Here is a 20,055-nt window from a genome sequence, read left to right on the forward strand (position 1 = left end):
GCTTTTTAAATATTTAGTGTTTCATTTTATTTACACATTAAACAAGAAGTGCATTACATCGCCATCTTTAACGACATAATTCTTTCCTTCCACACGCATTTTTCCAGCCTCTTTGACTTTGGCTTCACTTCCGTAAGTAATATAGTCATCATAAGCAATTACTTCGGCTCGAATAAACCCTTTTTCAAAATCGGTATGAATCACGCCTGCTGCTTGTGGTCCAGTAGCTCCAACATTTATTGTCCAAGCTCTTACTTCTTTAACTCCAGCCGTAAAGTAAGTTTGCTGATTTAATAATTTATATGCAGAACGAATCAATTTAGCAGAACCAGGCTCTTCTAATCCAATATCTTGTAAAAACAACTGTCGTTCTTCATAGTCATCTAGTTCATTAATATCTGCTTCAGTACCAACAGCAAGCACTAACACTTCTGCGTTTTCATCTTTTACCGCTTCTTTAACTTGATCGACATAAGCATTACCAGAAACAGCTGCATTTTCATCTACATTACAAACGTACATTACTGGTTTATCTGTTATTAATTGTGAAGGCTTTACAAATTCTTCATAATCCGATTCGTCAAATTCAATGGCACGTACAGAAATTCCTGCCTCTAGGCCAGATTTTATTTTTAATAAAACCGATTCTTCTTTTTGAGCATCTTTATTACCTGTTTTTGCAGCTCTTTTAACCTTATCTAATTTCTTATCTATGGTTTCTAAATCTTTCAGCTGTAATTCCATATCGATAGTTTCCTTATCTCTTATAGGGTTTACATTACCATCAACATGAACAATATTATCATTATCAAAACAACGCAGCACATGAAGAATGGCATCAGTTTCTCTTATATTAGCCAAGAATTGATTTCCTAATCCTTCTCCTTTACTAGCTCCTTTTACTAATCCAGCAATATCAACAATCTCTACTGTTGCGGGCAACACACGTTCAGGATTGACTAATTCTTCTAGTTTCTGCAATCTTGGATCTGGCACATTTACCACTCCAATATTTGGCTCAATAGTACAAAACGGAAAATTTGCGCTTTGTGCCTTAGCATTAGACAAACAATTAAATAAAGTTGATTTTCCAACGTTTGGTAATCCTACAATTCCTGCTTTCATTGTGTTTTTTTATTAGCGAATGCAAATGTAGTTAATTCTCAGCTTTTATAAACAAAAAAATCTCAAGCAAAACTTGAGATTTTAATATCTGTTTTTTATTGATAATTAGTCTTCAGGATGCATAAATTTTTGTTTTCCTAAAAGCACTTCTTCAGTTTCAACATGGTCTTCATCCGGAACACAACAATCTACAGGACATACCGCAGCACATTGTGGCTCTTCATGAAACCCTTTACATTCTGTACATTTATCTGGCACAATATAATAAACCTCATCACTAATTGGCTCTTGAGCTTCATCGGCATCGACTTCTTTACCATTAGTTAAGACTAATTTGCCGCTTAAACTTGTTCCGTCTTTATAACGCCAATCATCTGCGCCTTCATATATTGCAGTATTAGGACATTCAGGTTCACATGCACCACAATTTATACATTCGTCTGTTATTATTATTGCCATAGCATTTTTCTTTTCTAACTTTGCGCAAAAATAACGCCAAAAGTATTCATAACCAAATACAAGAATGATTTTAGAACAAAGAATTAACGCCTTTGCCAAATTAGGTATTTTTTTAAGTCAGTTTACTTCTGATGGATTTCATAAAAAAGAAAATATTAATCATAATGATTTGTTTTTTGATGGTTTTAAACATCAAATAAAATTAGCAGAAGAAACCAATGGTTGGTTTACAAAAGAAAATATTATTTTTTCTATAGAGAATTGGTCTAAATCATTAGAAAACAACAATATTAATAATTGGGTTTTAAAGTATAACTTTAATGATATTAAAGCTAAAAAAGTCGCTATAATAATGGCTGGAAATATACCTTTAGTAGGTTTTCATGATTTTTTATCTGTATTAATTTCTGGTCATAATGTTTTAGTGAAACAATCTTCAAACGACAAACACCTACTACCATTTTTAGCTAAATATCTAGAGTATATTGAACCAGAATTTAAAGGCAAAATAGAATTTACCGAAGGCCAACTAGAACACTTTGATGCAGTGATTGCTACTGGAAGTGACAATACGGCTCGTTATTTTGAGTATTATTTTAAAAACAAACCATCAATAATTAGAAAAAATAGAAATTCTATAGCAATTCTAAATGGTGATGAATCTGAAGAACAACTAAAAGCCCTATCTGAAGATATATTTAGGTATTATGGTTTAGGCTGCAGAAATGTATCTAAATTGTTTGTCCCAAAAAACTATAATTTTGAAGCATTTTTTAAAGGTGTTTTTCATTGGAACCCAATTATTAATGGAGCTAAATATGCTAATAACTACGACTACAACAAAGCAGTCTATCTTATGAGTGAATTTGATATGCTAGAAAATGGCTTCTTAATGATTAAAGAAGATCTAAGCTTTTCCTCACCAATTGCAACTGTATTTTATGAATTTTACGACAATAAATCTACGCTAAAAACATATTTAGAGAATAATAAAAACAAGATTCAATGTATAGTTTCAAAAGGCTTTGATCGTAATGAAATTGATTTTGGACAAACTCAACAACCTCAACTTTGGGATTATGCAGATAATGTTGATACTATTGCATTTTTGTTAAAAATTTAGTTGATAAATTATCATTTTAATAACATAATTCCTGTCAAAAATTAGCACCTTTGCAACTGTTAAAAATTGTTATTAGGATTAAAAAATATCCTGAAATAAATTCAGTAAAAAAATGAAAAAACATAATTTTAGTGCAGGACCATGTATTCTTCCGCAAGAAGTTTTATTAAAAGCTTCTGAAGCTGTAATGGATTACAACAATGACGGATTATCATTATTAGAGATATCGCACAGAAGCAAACCATTTGTTGATGTAATGGAAAAAGCAAGGTCTTTAGCTTTAGAACTCTTAGGCCTTGAAGGTAAAGGTTACAAAGCTTTATTCTTACAAGGTGGAGCGAGTACTCAATTTTTGATGGTAGCCTTAAATCTACTAGAAAAAAGAGCTGGTTATTTAAATACTGGAACTTGGAGCGATAAAGCGATTAAAGAAGCTAAAATTTACGATGATATTTATGAAGTAGGCTCATCTAAAGACGCAGGATATAATTACATCCCTAAAGGCTATGATATTCCTTCAGATTATGACTATTTTCACTGCACTTCTAACAACACCATATTTGGAACGCAAATGAAATCATTCCCTGATTCGCCAATACCTATGGTCTGCGATATGAGTAGTGATATCTTTTCAAGAACTTTAGATTTTTCAAAATTCGATTTAATATATGCTGGCGCTCAAAAAAATATGGGTCCAGCTGGAACAACCCTTGTCGTTGTTCGTGAAGATATTTTAGGAAAAGTATCTCGCAAAATTCCATCTATGATGGATTACAAAGTGCATATCAGTAAAAGCAGCATGTTTAATACGCCTCCTGTGTTTCCTGTATATGTTTCAATGTTAACACTGGAATGGTTAAAAAACCTTGGTGGTATTAAAGCCATAGAAGAAATAAATGAAATGAAAGCTCGAGTAATGTATTCTGAGATTGACTTAAACCCTTTATTTAAAGGCTATTCAAATAAAGAAGACCGTTCAAATATGAATGCTACTTTTACTCTTATTAATGAAAATTTAAAAGAAACCTTTGAAACCATGCTTAAAGAAGCTGGTATTAACGGATTAAATGGCCATAGAAGTGTTGGTGGCTACAGAGCATCTATGTACAATGCCTTACCTCTAGATAGTGTAAAAGCATTAGTAGAAGTGATGAGCGAATTAGAAACTAAAGCATAATAAATTACATGAAAGTATTAGCAAATGATGGTATTTCGCAAAGCGGAATAAACGCCTTACAAGAAGCTGGTTTTGAAGTCTTAACTACAACCGTAGCACAAGAACAACTTATAAATTATATAAACTCAAATAACATTGGCACTTTACTCGTTAGAAGCGCTACCACTGTGCGAAAAGATCTTATTGATGCTTGTCCAAGCTTAAAAGTCATTGGTCGTGGCGGAGTTGGTATGGACAACATTGATGTGGAGTACGCAAGAAGCAAAGGTATTCATGTTATAAACACACCTGCAGCTTCATCGCAATCTGTTGCAGAATTAGTTTTTGCACATCTTTTTGGAGGTGTTCGTTTTTTACACGACTCAAACAGAAATATGCCTTTAGATGGTGACACAAAATTTAAAGCTTTAAAAAAGAATTACGCCAATGGTGTTGAATTAAGAGGAAAAACGCTTGGTATTATTGGGTTTGGTCGCATTGGACGTGAAGTGGCTAAAATCGCTTTAGGTGTTGGTATGAAAGTTATTGCAAGTGATAAATTTGTGGGTAAAGCAGATATTAAAGTTGAGTTTTATAACGGACAATTTATTAATGTAGAAATTGAAACTGAACCAATGAAGGATGTATTAAAGCATTCAGACTTTGTTTCTTTACATGTTCCTGCTCAAAAAGAACATATCATTACAAAAAAACACTTTGATCTTATGAAGGATGGTGTTGGTATTGTAAATGCAGCTCGTGGTGGAATTATAGATGAAGTGGCTTTAATTGAAGCTTTAGAATCTGGTAAAGTGGCATTTGCTGGTTTAGATACTTTTGAAAATGAACCTACTCCTGCGATACAAGTTTTAATGAATGGTCGCGTTTCTTTAACGCCTCATATTGGAGCTGCTACTAACGAAGCCCAAGACAGAATTGGTACAGAACTTGCTTCTCAAATAAAAAGTTTACTTCTTACCGATAAAAATTAACCGTTTATAGATAGTTTTTATCGTAAAAAAAATATTAAAGTCTTAACAAAAACGTTAAGGCTTTTTTTATGTAAATTGTAATACATCTTTTAAAATTAAAAGGTGAATATTAATTAAAAAAATAAAACAAATGTCAGGAATTTTAGACTTATTAAACAGCGACTTAGGTAAAACCATTATTAACGGGGTCTCTGGATCAACTGGAACAGACCAAAATAAAACAAGCAGCGTCTTAACAATGGCTTTGCCTGTACTTATGAAGGCCATGGAACGTAACGCTTCTACGCCTCAAGGCGCGGAAGGTTTAATGGGAGCACTTGCTAATAAACACGATGGAAGCATCTTAGATAACCTTGGTGGTTTATTTAGTGGTGGAGTGAATGAAGAGGTAACAAACGATGGTGAAAAAATATTAGGTCATGTTTTAGGTAATAGAAAACAAGGCGTTGAGAAAATCATTGGTGAAAAATCTGGATTAGATTCAGGTTCAGTTGGTAACATCTTAAAAGTTGCTGCACCAATTTTAATGGGTGTATTAGGCAAACAAGCTAAACAAAACAATGTAAGCTCATCAAACGATTTAAGTGGTTTACTTGGCGGTTTACTTGGTGGTAACGCTGCAAAAGAAGAACAAAGTTTCCTTGAAAAAATATTAGATGCAGATGGAGATGGTAGTGTAATTGACGATGTTGCTGGTATGGTTTTAGGAAATGCTAGTAAAAAAGGTGGCCTTGGAGGTTTACTTGGCGGACTTTTTGGAGGGAAGTAATACTCTTCAATATTTTAACAAAAAAGCCAAACTCATGTTTGGCTTTTTTTGTATTTTTAAAATAAACATTTCTCATGAAATCTGTATTCTATTCATTATTAGTAGGCTTATTATTAATTGCTTGTAATACATCCAAAAATAAATCAACAACAGAAACATCTCATGCCATACAAAAGAATGACACCGTTCGTATTTCAAATAATGATTTAGAATATGATATAATTATCATCGAACCTGGTTTCAGTACTTGGCTCGCTTCTAGAGCAAAACCTGTAGGCTTTCATTCGCAAAACTATTTAGAAAACAAAAACATACAATATGTCACAGCTTGGAACGCAAGAGCGATTAACTCTATGCAATACGACCCAAATTTATATGACATGCAAATCAACTATCAACAAGGTGTAGATTATGGCTATGATGTGAATTACAAACTATACAACTACTTTATTTATTTTCAAATAAAATATAAGCAACAATTAGCAGGAATTGTTCCTAAATTGTAGAAGTTATTTTTTACTTTTGCAATATATTTTATGGAAAAACTAAAACAACGTTGGGGAATAAATTCTAATTGGCAAGTAGCTGTCATATTAATTGTGTTCTCAATTACAGGCACAACAGCGTCTTTTATAGGAAAGCCAATTTTAGCTTTATTAAATATTACTCCAGAAACTTTTAATAGTTTTATTTATTGGACACTCCGAATTATAATTTTATTTGTGATGTACCAGTTTTTATTAGTATTCTTCGGATGGCTCTTTGGTCAATTTGATTTTTTCTGGAATTTCGTAAAAAAGATGTTAACACGAATGGGTTTTAAGCAATTTGCTAATTAATGAATAAAGCGAAATCACATATTAATTTTAAAATACTATCGGTAGTATTAGTGATTTCATTAATAACTCCTACTCTAGTTAAATTTGCACACGTTTTTGAAAACCATAAACATGAAGTTTGTATAAGTAAGCAACAGGCACACTTACATACTTTAGACTTAGATTGTGAGTTTTATAAATTTAAAGTCAATAATGCATTTACTTTCAAAGCTCAAACTTTTAATTTACTTTCCATAGAGAACAATCATAAAGTGTTTAGTTCTCAGTATGAATTTATTTCTGACTATCAACGCTTATCCTTTTCCTTAAGAGGACCTCCACAATTAGTTTAATGACATCGTAAAGCTGATTTATCAGCAATTATACATCTTAAATTAAACTAAAATAAAATGAAATTATTTTTAAACCTATTGCTATTCCTAGCAGTAACATCTATATATTCACAAAACAGCCTTTCTGGATCTGTATTCAATAGTGAAACAAATGAAAGCATTGCTTTTGCCAACATCTATTTTCCACAATTAGAAAAAGGAACCACAACCAATGAAGTTGGTGTATTTAGCATCCATAATTTGCCCACTGGCAACTACAATATTCTGGTATCTATTATTGGTTTTGAAACCTATTCGCAAACCATACAAATTCCGTATCAAGAAGATTTAAAAATTGCTTTGCTTCCTTCAGCAATAGAAATAGAAGAAGTCATTGTTTCAACACCGTTTCACAAACTACAAAGTGAAAATGTCATGAAGGTTGAGCAACGCAAAGCCTCTGATTTAAAATCAAAAGGTGCTATTAACCTAGCTGAAGGTATTACCAACATTCCTGGTGTTGATGGCGTATCTACAGGTATAAGCATTGCTAAGCCCGTTATTAGAGGCTTAAGCTCTAATCGCGTACTAGTGTACACACAAGGAATCCGTTTAGAAAACCAACAATTTGGTAGCGAACATGGGTTAGGCATAAATGATGCTGGTATCGAAAGTGTCGAAGTTATAAAAGGACCTGCTTCACTTCTTTATGGTAGCGATGCTATTGGCGGTGTTTTATATTTAAATCCAGAACGTTTTGCTCATGAAAATGAAAGTGAGACTAACCTTAATTTTCAATATTTTACAAACACTGAAGGCTTAAATACCAATTTGGGGTATAAAAGTTCTGGTGAAAAATTTAAGTTCTTAATTAGAGGGAGTTTTACAGAACATGCAGATTATAAAACTGAAGATTACAGAGTCACTAACACACGCTTTAACGAAAAAGATCTAAAAGCAGCTTTAGGCTATCAAGATGTGAATTTTAAAACAGAATTACGTTACAATTTAAATGCATCAAAACTTGGTATTCCTGAAGAAATAGGAATTCAAAACCTAAACAAATCGCCTTTATTACCTTATCAAGGCATAACAAATCATATTTTTAGCTCAAAATCTACATTGTTTTTTGAAAACTCACGTTTAGACTTGAACCTTGGTTATACCTACAATGATAGAAAAGAATTTGAAGAAGAACACCACCATGATGATGATGAAGATCATGATGATGATGATGATGATGAACATGATGATGATGAACATGATGATGATGAACATGATGATGAAGAACACCATGATGAGATCTTACATCCTGCTTTACATATGAAGTTAAAAACTTTTAACTATGATGCTAAATATCATTTACCCAAATTCGGAAAGTTTGAAACTATAGTGGGTGTACAAGGGATGCACCAAATCAATACAAATTATGGTGAAGAAGTGCTAATTCCTGATGCTACCACCAATGATTTTGGTGTTTTAGCTACATCTCATATTCATTTTGAAAAAGCTGATATACAATTAGGGGCAAGATTTGATACTAGAAATATAAAAGTCGTTAATAGTATCGATAAAAGCTTTACAAGTTTTAATGGTGCTTTAGGCGTTAAAACAAATCTATCGAAAAATGTGGTAGCTAGATTAAATTTAGCTTCAGGTTTTAGAGCTCCCAACCTAGCAGAACTGACATCTTACGGTTCTCATGAAGGGACTAACCGTTTTGAAATTGGAAATGAGAACTTAAATAATGAGCAAAACCTCCAAATTGATTTAGCTTTAGAGTATAAAACTGACCATTTAGAGATTTTTGCTAACGGATTTTACAACATAATTAAAAATTACATCTTTTTGTCTCCTAATGGAGATTTGATAAATGATGATCCTGTGTTTTTATACCTTCAAGACGACGCAAAACTATATGGAGGAGAAGTTGGTCTTCATATTCATCCTCATCCTTTAGATTGGTTACATATTGAAAGTAGCTTTGAAACTGTTACAGGAAAACTAAATAATGATGATTATTTACCTTTAATTCCTGCAAACAAGTTGAATAATACATTACGTGTAGAATATAATTTAAAACCATTAAATAAAGGAAATGCTTTTGTGACTTTAAGCTCTGCTTTTGCCCAAAAGAATACAAGTGTTTTTGAAACAGAAACTTCTGGATACAACTTGCTAAGCGCTGGATTTGGAGGTGAAATAAACGTATTTAAAAGTGTATTACAAATACAAATTACTGGTACTAACTTAACTAATAAAAAATACGTAAATCATTTATCGCGTTTAAAACCAGATGGCATTTATAATATAGGAAGAAACTTTAGTTTCTCTTTAAGTTACACGTTATAAGAAACCAATATTTACCCTCCTCCTAAGTGTAAGAGGAGGGTTTTTAAAATGCCTAGCATGAAATAAAAGGACGCTATTCGGCATCGACTTCTATTATAGTATCCTCAGGTTTTGTCTTTTTAATCACATTAGTATAAAACCACATAATAGTAAATGTTGGTATAAAGTCTAAACCTGGGATTATTTCTTCAATAAAAGTGAATATTCCAGCATATTTACCCATTTCACCTTTATATAATCTTGTCATAATATAACCCGAAAGTGGAGCCCAAACTAAATCGATAAAAGGAATCAGCCCAATTATATCTAACACGATACTTAAAGCTAGTAATTTGTATTTATTTTTAATCTGTAAATTCATTATAATTCTATAAACAAAAAAAGTGCCAAGTTTAACTGACACTTTATAAGTCTAAATACTTCGCTATCTGTTACATTAAGAGAGCTTTTCGCTGATAAGTTTTAAAAACTCATTTCTGGTTTCTATTTTTTCAAATTGACCTCTAAACCCTGAAGTTGTGGTTACTGAGTTTTGCTTTTGAACTCCACGCATCATCATACACATATGTGAAGCTTCAATAACTACTGCAACGCCTTGTGGTTTTAAAGTATCATTAATACAGTCTAAAATTTGATGGGTTAATCGCTCTTGGACTTGTAATCGTCTTGCAAAAATATCGACAATTCGGGGCAATTTACTCAGTCCTACAATATGACCATTTGGTATATAAGCTATATGTGCTTTTCCAAAAAATGGCAAAATATGATGCTCGCATAATGAATACAATTCAATATCTTTAACAATAACCATATCGTTATAAGACTCTTTAAACATAGCACTTTTAAGCACTTTGGCTGCATCTTGATTATACCCTTGTGTTAAAAACTGCATAGCTTTTGCAGCGCGTTCTGGTGTTTTAATTAAACCATCTCGTGATGTGTCTTCTCCTAAGTCTTTAATAATATTTTTAAATTGAGAAGTGATTTCTTCCGTAGCTTCAATGTTATACTCTTCAAACTGTTTATATGGCATCCTTTATTAATTATATTTTTATAAAAATACACAAAAAATAAGAAGTCGAAAAAATCGCTAAACCTTACAACAACATTAACATTTTCATTTTTTTTTAACTTTTGTTTATGAAAAAAAACGAACATACCGTTTTAAATTTGAATGGATTACTGTAACAGTTTCATTTTTTTATTGTCTTTAATCTATCAATCAAAAGCTAAACACTAAACTAAAATGTATCGTTACTTAATCATCTTATGTGCACTAATAACTGCTATTCCTCTTAGTGCACAAGAAAAAAAATCAATGAACATCGTAAAAACTAACACTGCACCAAAAATTGATGCTGTATTAGATGATGAAGCTTGGCAAACTGCAGAAATTGCTACAGACTTCATTCAATTTAGACCAGAAATGGGTGTCACTCTTAAAGATCACCAAAAAACATTGGTTAAAATGACCTATGATGATGATGCTATTTATGTTGCTGCATATTTAAAAGATAAACCTGAAGATATACAAAAGCAGCTCACTAGTCGCGATAATTTTGGTAATTCAGATTTTTTTGGAGTGATTTTAAATCCAAATAATGATGCACAAAACGATACCGAATTTTTTGTTTTTAGTAGCGGAACTCAAGCAGATGCTGTTGCAACTCCTAGTAATGGCGAAGACTTTGGATGGAGTGCCGTTTGGGATAGTGCCGTAAAAATTGTTGATGATGGTTGGATTGTTGAAATGAAAATTCCTTATAGAGCACTACGCTTTTCTAATGAAGCAATACAAACTTGGGGAATTCAATTTCACAGACGATTTAGGTTAGACAATTCACAATATACTTGGAATGCTGTTGATAGATCCAAGGGAAATATTGGTCTTTATCATGGTGAGGTTACTGGTATTGCCAATATTAAACCTCCTACTCGACTTAGTTTTTATCCATTTGTTTCAGGAATTATAACCGATTATGATGGAGATACAGAAACCGATTTAAAGTTAGGATTAGACCTGAAATATGGTGTTACAGAGAATTTCACTTTAGACGCAACTTTAATCCCTGATTTTAGTCAAGCAGCTTTTGATAATAGAACACTAAATCTTGGCCCTTTTGAGCAAACTTTTGGTGAACAACGCCAGTTTTTTAAAGAAGGTGTCGATTTATTTAATAAAGGTAATTTATTCTTTTCACGACGTGTTGGTAATCGCCCAAGTGGAAATGTTGAATTGGGAACTGATGAAGAGATAGATGATTTTCCTGATGAAGTTAAAGTATTAAATGCACTTAAACTTTCTGGAAGAACTAAAAGCGGTTTAGGTATTGGTGTGTTTAACGCCATTACTGAAAAAACTAAAGCTAGAGTAAAAAACACAGTCACAGGTGATACTCGTGAAGAAGTCGTTGAACCTCTATCTAATTACAATATTATAGTTGTAGATCAGCAATTTAATGGCAATTCTTCAGTGAGTTTGATTAACACGAATGTGACAAGAGATGGTCATTTTAGAGACAGTAATGTTACTGGTTTATTAGCCGATATTTCTAATAAAAGAAACACTTATAACATTCAAGGTCAAATTAAAATGAGTAATGTAAGTCTACCTGAAAAAGACAACTTAGAAACAGGTTTAAGTACCTTCTTCTATATTGCTAAAACGCATGGTAAATATAGGTATAGTTTCGATTATAGCTTTGCAAATAGTAATTATGATATCAATGATCTTGGTTTAAATAACACTAACAACTATAGCAATTTTGGCATTGATGCTTGGTATCAAATCTTTGAGCCTACCGAAAAACTAAATAATTTCTACATTGGTACTTGGGTAAATTATAGAATGCTGTATAAACCTAATACATACACAGGAGCTAATGCAGGAATTAGTTTTAATGCTCAAAATAAAAAACTCATGTGGTTTGGTGGCAACATTAATATGGAAACTGGAAAACAATACGATTATTTTGAACCACGTGATTTTGAAAACAAACGTTATTTTGTATACAAAGACATTGCTAATATTGAAGGGTGGATTGAAACAGATAGCAACAAAACCCTTTCTGTAAATACCTTTCTTTATGGTTTTCATGCGTTTGATAAAGAAAGAGATTTAACTGGTTATGGATTCGGATTTGATCCTTCCATTCGCTTTAGTGATAAATTTAGAATTGGTTATGATTTTACACTACGAAATCATAAAGGAAGTCGTGGTTATGTCAATAAAATTGATGAGGATATTATTTTTGGTGAACGCGATATATATTCTCTTGAAAATATCTTGTCAGGAAGCTATACCTTTAATCCATTTCATACTGTTTCACTTGCCTTTAGAAACTTTTGGTCAACTGTAAATTATGATACCGATTTATTTGTACTTGAAGACAATGGCTCGTTAAACACTGACGATGGTTATACTACAGCTGATGTTGATGATCCTAATGTGAACTTTAACACCTGGAACTTAGATTTAAGTTATACTTGGCAAGTCGCTCCTGGAAGCTTTTTAACTGCGCTTTATAGAAATCAATTATTTAATCGCGATTCTATGTCTGAGGAAAGTTATTTTGATAGTATTGGCACTTTATTTGACCAACCTATCGAGCAAACTTTTTCGATGCGCTTGCAATACTTCATAGATTATAGTAGCATCAAAAAAATATTTAACAGAAAATCTAATCGGTCTAAAACCATTTAAAGTTGCTTGCTAAGGCATAAAGTGTTACTTTCATCATTTCATTAATGAACGTATGATTTTAGCAAAAAACATTCATAAATATTTTGAAGATTTACACGTGTTAAAAGGTGTGGATTTGCATATAAAAAAAGGAGAAATCGTCTCCATAGTTGGTGCTTCTGGTGCAGGAAAAACAACGCTTTTGCATATTTTAGGAACATTAGATAAGGCCTCTAAAAAAGAAACTTCCACTTTTAAAATTAAAGATACAGATATTCAGTCTTTAAACGATAAAGCTTTAGCTAAGTTTAGAAATGAAAACATTGGTTTTATCTTTCAGTTTCACCAATTACTTCCTGAATTTACAGCATTAGAAAATGTTTGTATTCCTGCTTTTATTAAAGGTGTAAAACCCGCAGCTGCCGAAAAAAGAGCTAAAGAACTTCTCGATTTTCTGGGCTTATCACATCGATACAAACATAAACCTAATGAGCTTTCTGGTGGTGAGCAACAACGGGTTGCTGTAGCTAGAGCTTTGGTTAATAATCCTGATTTAATTTTTGCCGATGAACCTTCTGGAAACTTAGATAGTGCCTCTGCTGAAAATTTACACAATCTCTTTTTTAAGTTACGTGACCAATTCGGTCAAACCTTTGTAATTGTAACTCATAACGAAGATTTAGCGAATATGGCTGACAGAAAACTCACTATGGTTGATGGTAAAATAGTGGACTAACTTTAAACCAAATGCATGCTGTTTATTCTCATTTCATGGCTTTATATTTTAGCAACAAGTAGTGTTATAGGAATTACTGTAAATCGCGTCTTGCAATTACAAAAACAAGATGTTGTGATTACTCTTTTTTTTGGTTTTTTTGGAGTCTCTTTAATCACTGGATTTTGGGCTATTCCTTTGGCTATAAATCTTAATTTTTACAGTGCTTTATTTATTATAGTGTTAGTTCTTGGGCTATTAAACAGAAAACAACTAGTCAACTATTGGAAACAATTCATAGCAGAAATTCTAGTGCTTCACTCCTTCTTTAAAGGGTTTTTAGTTATTATTAGCGTGCTTATTTTAGCACAATGCGCTTCACCTCCATTTATTGTTGACAATGAATCTTATTATATTCAAACGATTAAATGGCTTAATGAATATGGTTTAGTGCATGGCTTAGTGAATTTGCATCCTTTTTTAGGTCAAACCTCAGGTTGGCATATTTTACAAAGTGCTTTTAATTTTAGTTTCATCTACAATGGTTTTAATGATCTTAGTGGATTAGCATTACTTCTTGGTAATGTTTATGGAATTTTTAAACTGAATGCTTTTGTGACAAAAAAAGAAAAGTCTAAACTTAATCTTGCTTTTGGTTTGTTTCCATTATGGAATGTCTTTTTCTTTCAATTTATAAGTGCACCATCTCCAGATGTTGCAATTTATGTGCTCTCATTTATCCTGATACATCAGTTTATAGTCTGTTATTCTAACTATACCAAACATTCCTTTTTAGCGGTAGCCATGCTCGCTCTATTTATTTCTTTTATTAAACTAACAGGATTGGTGTTTTGTCTTTTTCCATTAATCTTATACAAACGCTATTACATTTATACTAGAGCTTCAACCTCTATACTTGTGCTATTTGGAAGTCTCACACTCCTCCTATTTGCTGTAAAAAACTTAATACTTTCAGGAAACCTACTTTTTCCTTTTCAGGGTATTGACAGTTTAAAAGCAGCTTGGTGTTTACCTCATTCTATTGAAACCTATTTCGCTAATTACATGCAGCCTTATGGCTATCATTTATCTCCTGAAGCTTATGAAAAAGCGTCTATTGCATTTCGCTTAAAAACATGGCTATTTGCTCCTTTGCCTCATGGCTTATTTAATATAGTTATGATTGGTTTTTTAGTCATAATTCCTTTTGTAATAAGAAAGTTCTTCAATACAAAAGCGTTTTGGATCATCTATGGTATTGCCATTTTAAACATGATAGCATTATTTTTCTCGTCACCACAATACCGATTCTTCTTTCCGTTTATATTAGGTTTCTCTTTATTGATAGCATCACTTGTGGTCATGCATAAGAACAGCATTAAAGTTCTTCTAGTAACTTGTACTCTACTAGCAGCAATTCCTATGTTTTTTCAAATAAATAATAGACATCTTACTAAAAACAAACACCATGCAACGTCGAGTCAGTTTTCTTTAGAGTATTTAATTCATCCTCATGAAAATTCAAAATATTCAAAAGCATATACAACTATAAAGCTTGGAGAAACAACATTATATACTCCAACACATGTTGACTTTTTCTGGGGCACAGGAGACATTCCCTTACCAGCTTTAAATAAAGCACAACTTGACTATTTTAAAACCTATTTTAAAGTGATTCCGCAACAGCGAACTAATGACTTAAAAGATGGTTTTATATCAAAAAAAATAGAATGAATAAGTATCTTTGATTTGTGAAAAAACTAAACCAAAAAGACCTCAAAGATTTTCTTGATAATAAAGTTGAACTTTATAATAATCCGAAGTTTATTGAAAGTGATCCTATTCAAATTCCACATCAGTTTTCTAAAAAAGAAGACATTGAAATTGCTGGGTTTTTAACCGCAACTATTGCTTGGGGAAATCGGAAAAGCATCATTAATAATGCTAGAAAAATGATGCAAATGCTTGATGAATCGCCTTACGACTTTGTCCTTAATCACAAAGAAAACGATTTAAAACCATTAGAATCTTTTGTGCATAGAACCTTTAATGGTTTAGATTTTATCACCTTTATTAAAGCCTTACAGTATATCTATAAGCAGCATAAAGGTTTAGAAGCTGTGTTTTCTAAGCCGAATGCCTCTGAGTCGTTACAACATGGCATACATCAATTTAAAAAAGCTTTTTTTGAAATTGAGCATTTACCAAGAACTCAAAAACATGTGAGTGATCCTTTAAAAAATTCTGCTGCAAAACGCTTAAATATGTTAATACGTATAAATAAGGTGGCTTAAACAAATTAGAAATTTATACCTTTAGCTTATAATTTAATTAATGCCATTGGACCATTCAGAATTAAAAACCTTTTTAGACGCAAAAGTATCACAATACAATAACCCTAAATTTATTGAAAATGACCCAATACAAATACCTCATCATTATACTTTAAAAGAAGATATTGAGATTTCAGCTTTTTTAACTGCCACAATCGCTTGGGGCAATCGCAAAATGATTATTAAAAATGCTAATAAGATGATGCAGTTACTTGGAAACTCGCCATATGATTTTATTATGAATTATAATGAATCTGATTTAGATAGATTTGATGGTTTTGTTCACCGCACTTTTAACGCTGAGGATTTTAAATATTTCATAAAGGCTCTAAGTAATATCTACACTAGCTATGAGGGCATGGAAACTATCTTCAAAAATAATGTTAACCAGCATAGTATCCAACCAGCTATTCACGAATTTAAAAAATTATTCTTTTCGTTGGACCATCAAGTGAGAACCCAAAAACATGTTGGTGACCCAAATAAAGGTTCAGCATGTAAAAGAATAAATATGATGTTGAGGTGGTTAATTAGAAAAGATAACGCTGGAGTAGATTTTGGTATTTGGAAGACGATTTCGCCTTCCATACTATCCTGTCCGCTGGATGTACATTCAGGAAATGTAGCTCGAAAATTAGGATTACTAAAGCGCATACAGAATGATTCTAAGGCTTTAGCCGAACTTGACCAAGCACTAAGGCTTTTTGACCCGATTGACCCTGTTAAATACGATTTTGCACTCTTTAGTATAGGTGTGAATGAGAATTTTTAGTTATTCCAATGTGTCACCCAATGCGATAAGTTCTTCAATGGGCTTAAATCGATTGTTAAACTCAAGTAATATTATCTCCTTTGTCGTCTCAACCAATACTAGTTTTTCGTCAAACCTTAATTCAAACCTAGCATATTCGATAGGAATCTTGAAAAGTTTACATATTATTTCACTTGACTCATTTAACTGTTTTTCCAATACTTTAATCCAACGTAATATATTATTTTTGGTCATTACGGCTTGAGTACTATGTCCACTAGTCATCCGACCTAACCCTGGACCATGATAGATGGTGTCTTCAATTTCGGTCATACCCATTGTAAATCCTTTGTTCCATATATCTTGGCGTTCTTTAGCATTGACCTTTGGAAAAACACTTATAATATCTCCTTTTGCCTTAAACTCTTCAATGACATTAGGAAATTCATTATGTAGGATTCTCAACCATTTTTCATCACCAAAAACACCTTTTCTATGTGTATCAGTTCCAAGAAAAAATATTTCAGTGTCCATTACATAAACAAACAAAATAGTGTTGCCTTGTTTTACAAACCCTGATTTTTTGTCTTCTTTGAACGATAAATGTAAGTGATGAACTCTCCACTCATTTATAAGATGGTCATGAAAATTGGTTTGTAGTACTTTTTTACTTTGGAAGCAATTGAGGTTTCCACCAGCTCTGGCAATATTTGCAATTCTAAAGATTTCCTTTGATTTTGGATGTTTCCCAATAAATACATCTGCTAATAAATCTTTTTGGAATCTTACAATTCTAGGTTTAACATCAATCAACTTGAATCTTACCGTTAAGTAATCTACAAGGGTATTGTCTAGGTCGTTATTAAACGAGATTTTAAAATTCATTTCAGCTGAAATACGAATCAATTCTTGTCTCAGGCTTTCTCTCAAATTTATTCTATTATCAGACATTACTTTAATTTTTATTATCAACTGAATGTATCTTCAATGTAGTTAAATATTCGATTACGACCATTTCTTCAATTTTAAAATTTATTCATTTTTATTTGTGTTAAGTCACGTCACAGCAGCAACTAAATACTTGATTTAACTTGCGCTTTTTATTGTCCTATTTTAAAAGGACCATAGTAAATACCTTGCGTGGTGAAGGTTGAAAGTTCATGTCTTAAACTTTGTGAAGTTTAATGCCAAACTTTACCAAGATTGATTAGTTGAATAAAACACTTAATAAATAATAATTATGAAAAAAGTATCTGATTTTCAAATGTTCCTGATTTTTTTACTAATTCTTGTGGTCGTCTTTTGCTTCGTTCCTATTCCTAGAATTGAAGCTATTGGAGACTTCTTCAAAAAAATAATTACACCTTTGGCTATTCCATTGTCGGTAATAATATCCGCTGGTTTAGGATTAAAAAAATATATGAAAATTAAAAAAGGGAAATCACCGTAAAAAAAGATAGCACATTTCTTAACATATCATAGTTAAAGCAATTCCGATTGAATCTCAATTTTTGATATTTCGTGAACCTCAACTGAATTACATTCTAGTTTTTCATCATTAAAAATAACTAAATTGATTCCATCTTCGTGTAAAGAACTTCCATATTCTACACCATCATATCCTAAAGACTTAATATACTCACAAAGATATTGCGTTGGCAAGTAATCCAATTCATTGTCTTGTCTTCTCAAAGGTTTTGCCAAATCACTTTCTAAGATATCTAAAAACGGTTTATTTTTAACATAATCTTCCAATGAAAAATCACTCCATGGGCTTACTTGAAATGAAGTCCTCAATGATATAACTTTAATATCTTCTTTTAGTTTGTATTTTCCGATTGAAACAAAATCCAAAAAAGTCGCCCTAGCTTCATACATCGTAGTTTCGATTGATTGAGCAACATATAAGTAAGCAATTCCTCTTGGGTTTGCTCTTCCAGATTTTGATGATTTATGAGGTGGCTTACCCATTTTTGTAATTGGATACCCTCTTTCATCATCTGAAATTCTGGAACGGTAAAATATCTTTCCAGAAGAATAATCTCTGATTGGGAGTATTTCTTCTAAAGATTCAAGATTAGCTTTATTATTGAAGAAAAAACGGTTTTCTTCTTTTATTTCTTTTTTGAACAATTCCCAGTTCTCAATAAATTCTTTAGTTTCATCTGGAATTATAATACTTACTGTAGAGTTAATTAGGGTGTTATATTCTTCGTCTAATCCTTCAATTATGACTGACAAGAGTTCTTTTATTTTATCAGAATTACTCAGTCTAAAAATATTCCAATCATTTTGCAGAGCTGATACGATACCTTCGCCATCAGCATCTAAGGTGTATATGTCTAATAATGGAATAAACTGCTCTTGAAGTTCAAGAACATCCACTAATGAAATATCCACTGTTTCGCAGAAATCACATTGACCCGTTCCATTTGAATTTGAGTAAATAAATCCTTTTAATTCAACGTCTAAAAAACATTCTGAACAGCAATTCATTTCTTAGAAAAATAATCATGAACTAATTCAAGATGATTTAGTATTGAGAGTTTTTTAACCGTACCAAGCCCTGGATATTTACCATCATCATATAGCTTTCTAAATTCATTACTTGCATTAGTATACATATCATTATCATTAATGAATGGAATTAATTTCTCTATGGCTTCAGCAAATTTACCAGCGACATCTGAAGTGTCTTCATTGGATTCTGACACAAAATGATGTATTCTAAATTCATTTTCAGCGTTAAAATAAGTTAGATGAATGGCTACGGCATAGGGAGAAAAACCTGATTCAGAATAATCCTTGCCTACAGTTAAAAAATCAGAATAACCTTTGTAACCATCTTCAGGGTAATAAATATGTTCATCGCTAAAAAATTCATCAACATCAGATAAGTAGTCCTTGTTTCTTAATTGCCTAGTAAAGGTGTCTGATAAGAAAATTAAATTATCGTTAACTTTTCTTAACTCTCTTAAAAACTTTCGCCTACCGCTCATTTTGGGGCTTGTCAAAATATGCGCCACTGTATGTGTTTTTATAAAGTCAATTAGAGCATCAAAAGATTCATCTAAGATTGTGCCTAATATTAATACGATAGGGTGTTGTGACAACCCTAACTCTTTTAATTTATTGGTTATAGCAACCATATTTGTTTGGCTTCTTACTATGATTCCAATTTGGAAATTTTCATATGCAAGTGGTGGTAGAAGATTAGCGCATATATAATCTATATCTCTAATTTTATCACCTACACTTGGATTAATTACTATTGTGAAATTAACATTCGCTTTTTGTAATAAATCAATAGTTTTAATATAGGTTGAAGTTTTCTTTTTAACTGGCTCAATAATTGGATTTATGGTATTGCTACCAGATAATACACCAGCAATTTCTCGCAAAGCAATCAATTCAAATTGCTTCCCTCTTAAAAAAGGAAAGTACATAT

20 protein-coding genes and 1 pseudogene are annotated in these 20,055 nt (G+C 31.9%); 14 read left to right on the forward strand and 7 right to left on the reverse strand.

The features are described 5' to 3' along the window. Window positions 1-30 precede the first annotated feature (30 nt). On the reverse strand, window positions 31-1,125 hold the full coding sequence (gene ychF, locus ACFS5M_RS08050) for a redox-regulated ATPase YchF (protein WP_183487696.1): 1,095 nt from the start codon (window positions 1,123-1,125) through the stop codon (window positions 31-33). A gap of 105 nt (window positions 1,126-1,230) precedes the next feature. After that, entirely contained in the window at window positions 1,231-1,584 is a 354-nt protein-coding gene (locus ACFS5M_RS08055; RefSeq protein ID WP_183487698.1) for a 4Fe-4S dicluster domain-containing protein, read from the reverse strand. 64 nt (window positions 1,585-1,648) lie between these two features. Between ACFS5M_RS08055 and ACFS5M_RS08060 the strand changes: the two genes are divergently transcribed. From ACFS5M_RS08060 to ACFS5M_RS08095, 8 genes are all read left to right on the forward strand, one after another. Beyond that, complete coding sequence (locus tag ACFS5M_RS08060) at window positions 1,649-2,707, forward strand: acyl-CoA reductase (protein WP_183487700.1); 1,059 nt, start codon at window positions 1,649-1,651, stop codon at window positions 2,705-2,707. 112 nt (window positions 2,708-2,819) lie between these two features. Beyond that, window positions 2,820-3,884, forward strand: a complete 1,065-nt coding sequence (gene serC, locus ACFS5M_RS08065) for a 3-phosphoserine/phosphohydroxythreonine transaminase (RefSeq protein ID WP_183487702.1) — start codon at window positions 2,820-2,822, stop codon at window positions 3,882-3,884. Window positions 3,885-3,892: 8 nt separating this feature from the next. Continuing rightward, entirely contained in the window at window positions 3,893-4,855 is a 963-nt protein-coding gene (locus ACFS5M_RS08070) for a D-2-hydroxyacid dehydrogenase (RefSeq protein ID WP_183487704.1), read from the forward strand. Between the two features lie 130 nt (window positions 4,856-4,985). Beyond that, window positions 4,986-5,624 carry a DUF937 domain-containing protein gene (locus ACFS5M_RS08075; protein ID WP_183487706.1) on the forward strand — a complete coding sequence of 213 codons (639 nt, stop codon included), beginning with the start codon at window positions 4,986-4,988 and terminating at the stop codon, window positions 5,622-5,624. 74 nt (window positions 5,625-5,698) lie between these two features. Beyond that, complete coding sequence (locus tag ACFS5M_RS08080) at window positions 5,699-6,130, forward strand: DUF6146 family protein (RefSeq protein ID WP_183487708.1); 432 nt, start codon at window positions 5,699-5,701, stop codon at window positions 6,128-6,130. Between the two features lie 30 nt (window positions 6,131-6,160). After that, entirely contained in the window at window positions 6,161-6,463 is a 303-nt protein-coding gene (locus tag ACFS5M_RS08085; RefSeq protein WP_183487710.1) for a DUF6787 family protein, read from the forward strand. Further along, entirely contained in the window at window positions 6,463-6,795 is a 333-nt protein-coding gene (locus tag ACFS5M_RS08090) for a hypothetical protein (protein ID WP_183487712.1), read from the forward strand. The genes ACFS5M_RS08085 and ACFS5M_RS08090 overlap by 1 nt, the downstream gene beginning before the upstream one ends. Window positions 6,796-6,852: 57 nt before the next feature. After that, the gene (locus tag ACFS5M_RS08095; protein ID WP_183487714.1) at window positions 6,853-9,126 is read left to right on the forward strand and encodes a TonB-dependent receptor; all 2,274 of its coding nucleotides are present in this window, start codon (window positions 6,853-6,855) and stop codon (window positions 9,124-9,126) included. Window positions 9,127-9,199: 73 nt separating this feature from the next. Here ACFS5M_RS08095 and ACFS5M_RS08100 read toward each other — a convergent pair whose 3' ends face one another. Beyond that, window positions 9,200-9,529 carry a hypothetical protein gene (locus ACFS5M_RS08100; protein ID WP_379898500.1) on the reverse strand — a complete coding sequence of 110 codons (330 nt, stop codon included), beginning with the start codon at window positions 9,527-9,529 and terminating at the stop codon, window positions 9,200-9,202. Window positions 9,530-9,562: 33 nt separating this feature from the next. Continuing rightward, a complete protein-coding gene (folE, locus tag ACFS5M_RS08105; RefSeq protein ID WP_183487716.1) occupies window positions 9,563-10,159 on the reverse strand; it encodes a GTP cyclohydrolase I FolE in 597 nt (198 codons plus the stop codon). A 285-nt stretch (window positions 10,160-10,444) separates the two neighbouring features. On the opposite strand from folE, the gene ACFS5M_RS08110 reads away from it, so the two are divergent. From ACFS5M_RS08110 to ACFS5M_RS08130, 5 genes and pseudogenes are all read left to right on the forward strand, one after another. Beyond that, window positions 10,445-12,829, forward strand: a complete 2,385-nt coding sequence (locus ACFS5M_RS08110) for a DUF5916 domain-containing protein (RefSeq protein ID WP_379898503.1) — start codon at window positions 10,445-10,447, stop codon at window positions 12,827-12,829. A 52-nt stretch (window positions 12,830-12,881) separates the two neighbouring features. Continuing rightward, entirely contained in the window at window positions 12,882-13,544 is a 663-nt protein-coding gene (locus ACFS5M_RS08115) for an ABC transporter ATP-binding protein (RefSeq protein WP_183487720.1), read from the forward strand. A 15-nt stretch (window positions 13,545-13,559) separates the two neighbouring features. Continuing rightward, the gene (locus tag ACFS5M_RS08120) at window positions 13,560-15,257 is read left to right on the forward strand and encodes an LIC_10190 family membrane protein (RefSeq protein ID WP_183487722.1); all 1,698 of its coding nucleotides are present in this window, start codon (window positions 13,560-13,562) and stop codon (window positions 15,255-15,257) included. A gap of 17 nt (window positions 15,258-15,274) precedes the next feature. Continuing rightward, window positions 15,275-15,799: pseudogene (locus tag ACFS5M_RS08125) on the forward strand (DUF2400 domain-containing protein); the annotation flags it as partial. 64 nt (window positions 15,800-15,863) lie between these two features. Then, window positions 15,864-16,628 carry a TIGR02757 family protein gene (locus ACFS5M_RS08130; RefSeq protein WP_183488272.1) on the forward strand — a complete coding sequence of 255 codons (765 nt, stop codon included), beginning with the start codon at window positions 15,864-15,866 and terminating at the stop codon, window positions 16,626-16,628. Here ACFS5M_RS08130 and ACFS5M_RS08135 read toward each other — a convergent pair whose 3' ends face one another. Beyond that, window positions 16,629-17,558: a hypothetical protein gene (locus ACFS5M_RS08135; RefSeq protein WP_183487726.1), complete on the reverse strand. Its 930-nt coding sequence runs from the start codon at window positions 17,556-17,558 to the stop codon at window positions 16,629-16,631. Window positions 17,559-17,847: 289 nt separating this feature from the next. Between ACFS5M_RS08135 and ACFS5M_RS08140 the strand changes: the two genes are divergently transcribed. Beyond that, entirely contained in the window at window positions 17,848-18,057 is a 210-nt protein-coding gene (locus ACFS5M_RS08140; RefSeq protein WP_183487728.1) for a hypothetical protein, read from the forward strand. Window positions 18,058-18,089: 32 nt separating this feature from the next. On the opposite strand, the gene ACFS5M_RS08145 is transcribed toward ACFS5M_RS08140, so the two are convergent. Next, window positions 18,090-19,103: an RES domain-containing protein gene (locus tag ACFS5M_RS08145; protein WP_183487730.1), complete on the reverse strand. Its 1,014-nt coding sequence runs from the start codon at window positions 19,101-19,103 to the stop codon at window positions 18,090-18,092. Beyond that, on the reverse strand, window positions 19,100-20,053 hold the full coding sequence (locus tag ACFS5M_RS08150) for a sce7725 family protein (RefSeq protein WP_183487732.1): 954 nt from the start codon (window positions 20,051-20,053) through the stop codon (window positions 19,100-19,102). Before ACFS5M_RS08150 ends, ACFS5M_RS08145 begins: the two co-directional genes overlap by 4 nt. Between the last annotated feature and the right edge of the window lie 2 nt (window positions 20,054-20,055).

Origin of the sequence: Lacinutrix iliipiscaria, from assembly GCF_042686125.1 — a bacterium.
Taxonomy (GTDB): Bacteria; Bacteroidota; Bacteroidia; order Flavobacteriales; family Flavobacteriaceae; genus Oceanihabitans; species Oceanihabitans iliipiscarium.

Bases quoted from the DNA above. Each gene is read 5' to 3' on its own strand.
- ACFS5M_RS08135 (WP_183487726.1), bottom strand. From the start codon at position 17,558: ATGTCTGATAATAGAATAAATTTGAGAGAAAGCCTGAGACAAGAATTG.
- ACFS5M_RS08150 (WP_183487732.1), bottom strand. From the start codon at position 20,053: ATGTACTTTCCTTTTTTAAGAGGGAAGCAATTTGAATTGATTGCTTTG.
- ACFS5M_RS08110 (WP_379898503.1), top strand. From the start codon at position 10,445: ATGAACATCGTAAAAACTAACACTGCACCAAAAATTGATGCTGTATTA.
- ACFS5M_RS08080 (WP_183487708.1), top strand. From the start codon at position 5,699: ATGAAATCTGTATTCTATTCATTATTAGTAGGCTTATTATTAATTGCT.
- ACFS5M_RS08090 (WP_183487712.1), top strand. From the start codon at position 6,463: ATGAATAAAGCGAAATCACATATTAATTTTAAAATACTATCGGTAGTA.
- serC (WP_183487702.1), top strand. From the start codon at position 2,820: ATGAAAAAACATAATTTTAGTGCAGGACCATGTATTCTTCCGCAAGAA.
- ACFS5M_RS08070 (WP_183487704.1), top strand. From the start codon at position 3,893: ATGAAAGTATTAGCAAATGATGGTATTTCGCAAAGCGGAATAAACGCC.
- ACFS5M_RS08120 (WP_183487722.1), top strand. From the start codon at position 13,560: ATGCTGTTTATTCTCATTTCATGGCTTTATATTTTAGCAACAAGTAGT.
- ACFS5M_RS08115 (WP_183487720.1), top strand. From the start codon at position 12,882: ATGATTTTAGCAAAAAACATTCATAAATATTTTGAAGATTTACACGTG.
- ychF (WP_183487696.1), bottom strand. From the start codon at position 1,125: ATGAAAGCAGGAATTGTAGGATTACCAAACGTTGGAAAATCAACTTTA.
- ACFS5M_RS08085 (WP_183487710.1), top strand. From the start codon at position 6,161: ATGGAAAAACTAAAACAACGTTGGGGAATAAATTCTAATTGGCAAGTA.
- ACFS5M_RS08075 (WP_183487706.1), top strand. From the start codon at position 4,986: ATGTCAGGAATTTTAGACTTATTAAACAGCGACTTAGGTAAAACCATT.
- ACFS5M_RS08140 (WP_183487728.1), top strand. From the start codon at position 17,848: ATGAAAAAAGTATCTGATTTTCAAATGTTCCTGATTTTTTTACTAATT.
- ACFS5M_RS08055 (WP_183487698.1), bottom strand. From the start codon at position 1,584: ATGGCAATAATAATAACAGACGAATGTATAAATTGTGGTGCATGTGAA.
- folE (WP_183487716.1), bottom strand. From the start codon at position 10,159: ATGCCATATAAACAGTTTGAAGAGTATAACATTGAAGCTACGGAAGAA.
- ACFS5M_RS08060 (WP_183487700.1), top strand. From the start codon at position 1,649: ATGATTTTAGAACAAAGAATTAACGCCTTTGCCAAATTAGGTATTTTT.
- ACFS5M_RS08095 (WP_183487714.1), top strand. From the start codon at position 6,853: ATGAAATTATTTTTAAACCTATTGCTATTCCTAGCAGTAACATCTATA.
- ACFS5M_RS08145 (WP_183487730.1), bottom strand. From the start codon at position 19,103: ATGAATTGCTGTTCAGAATGTTTTTTAGACGTTGAATTAAAAGGATTT.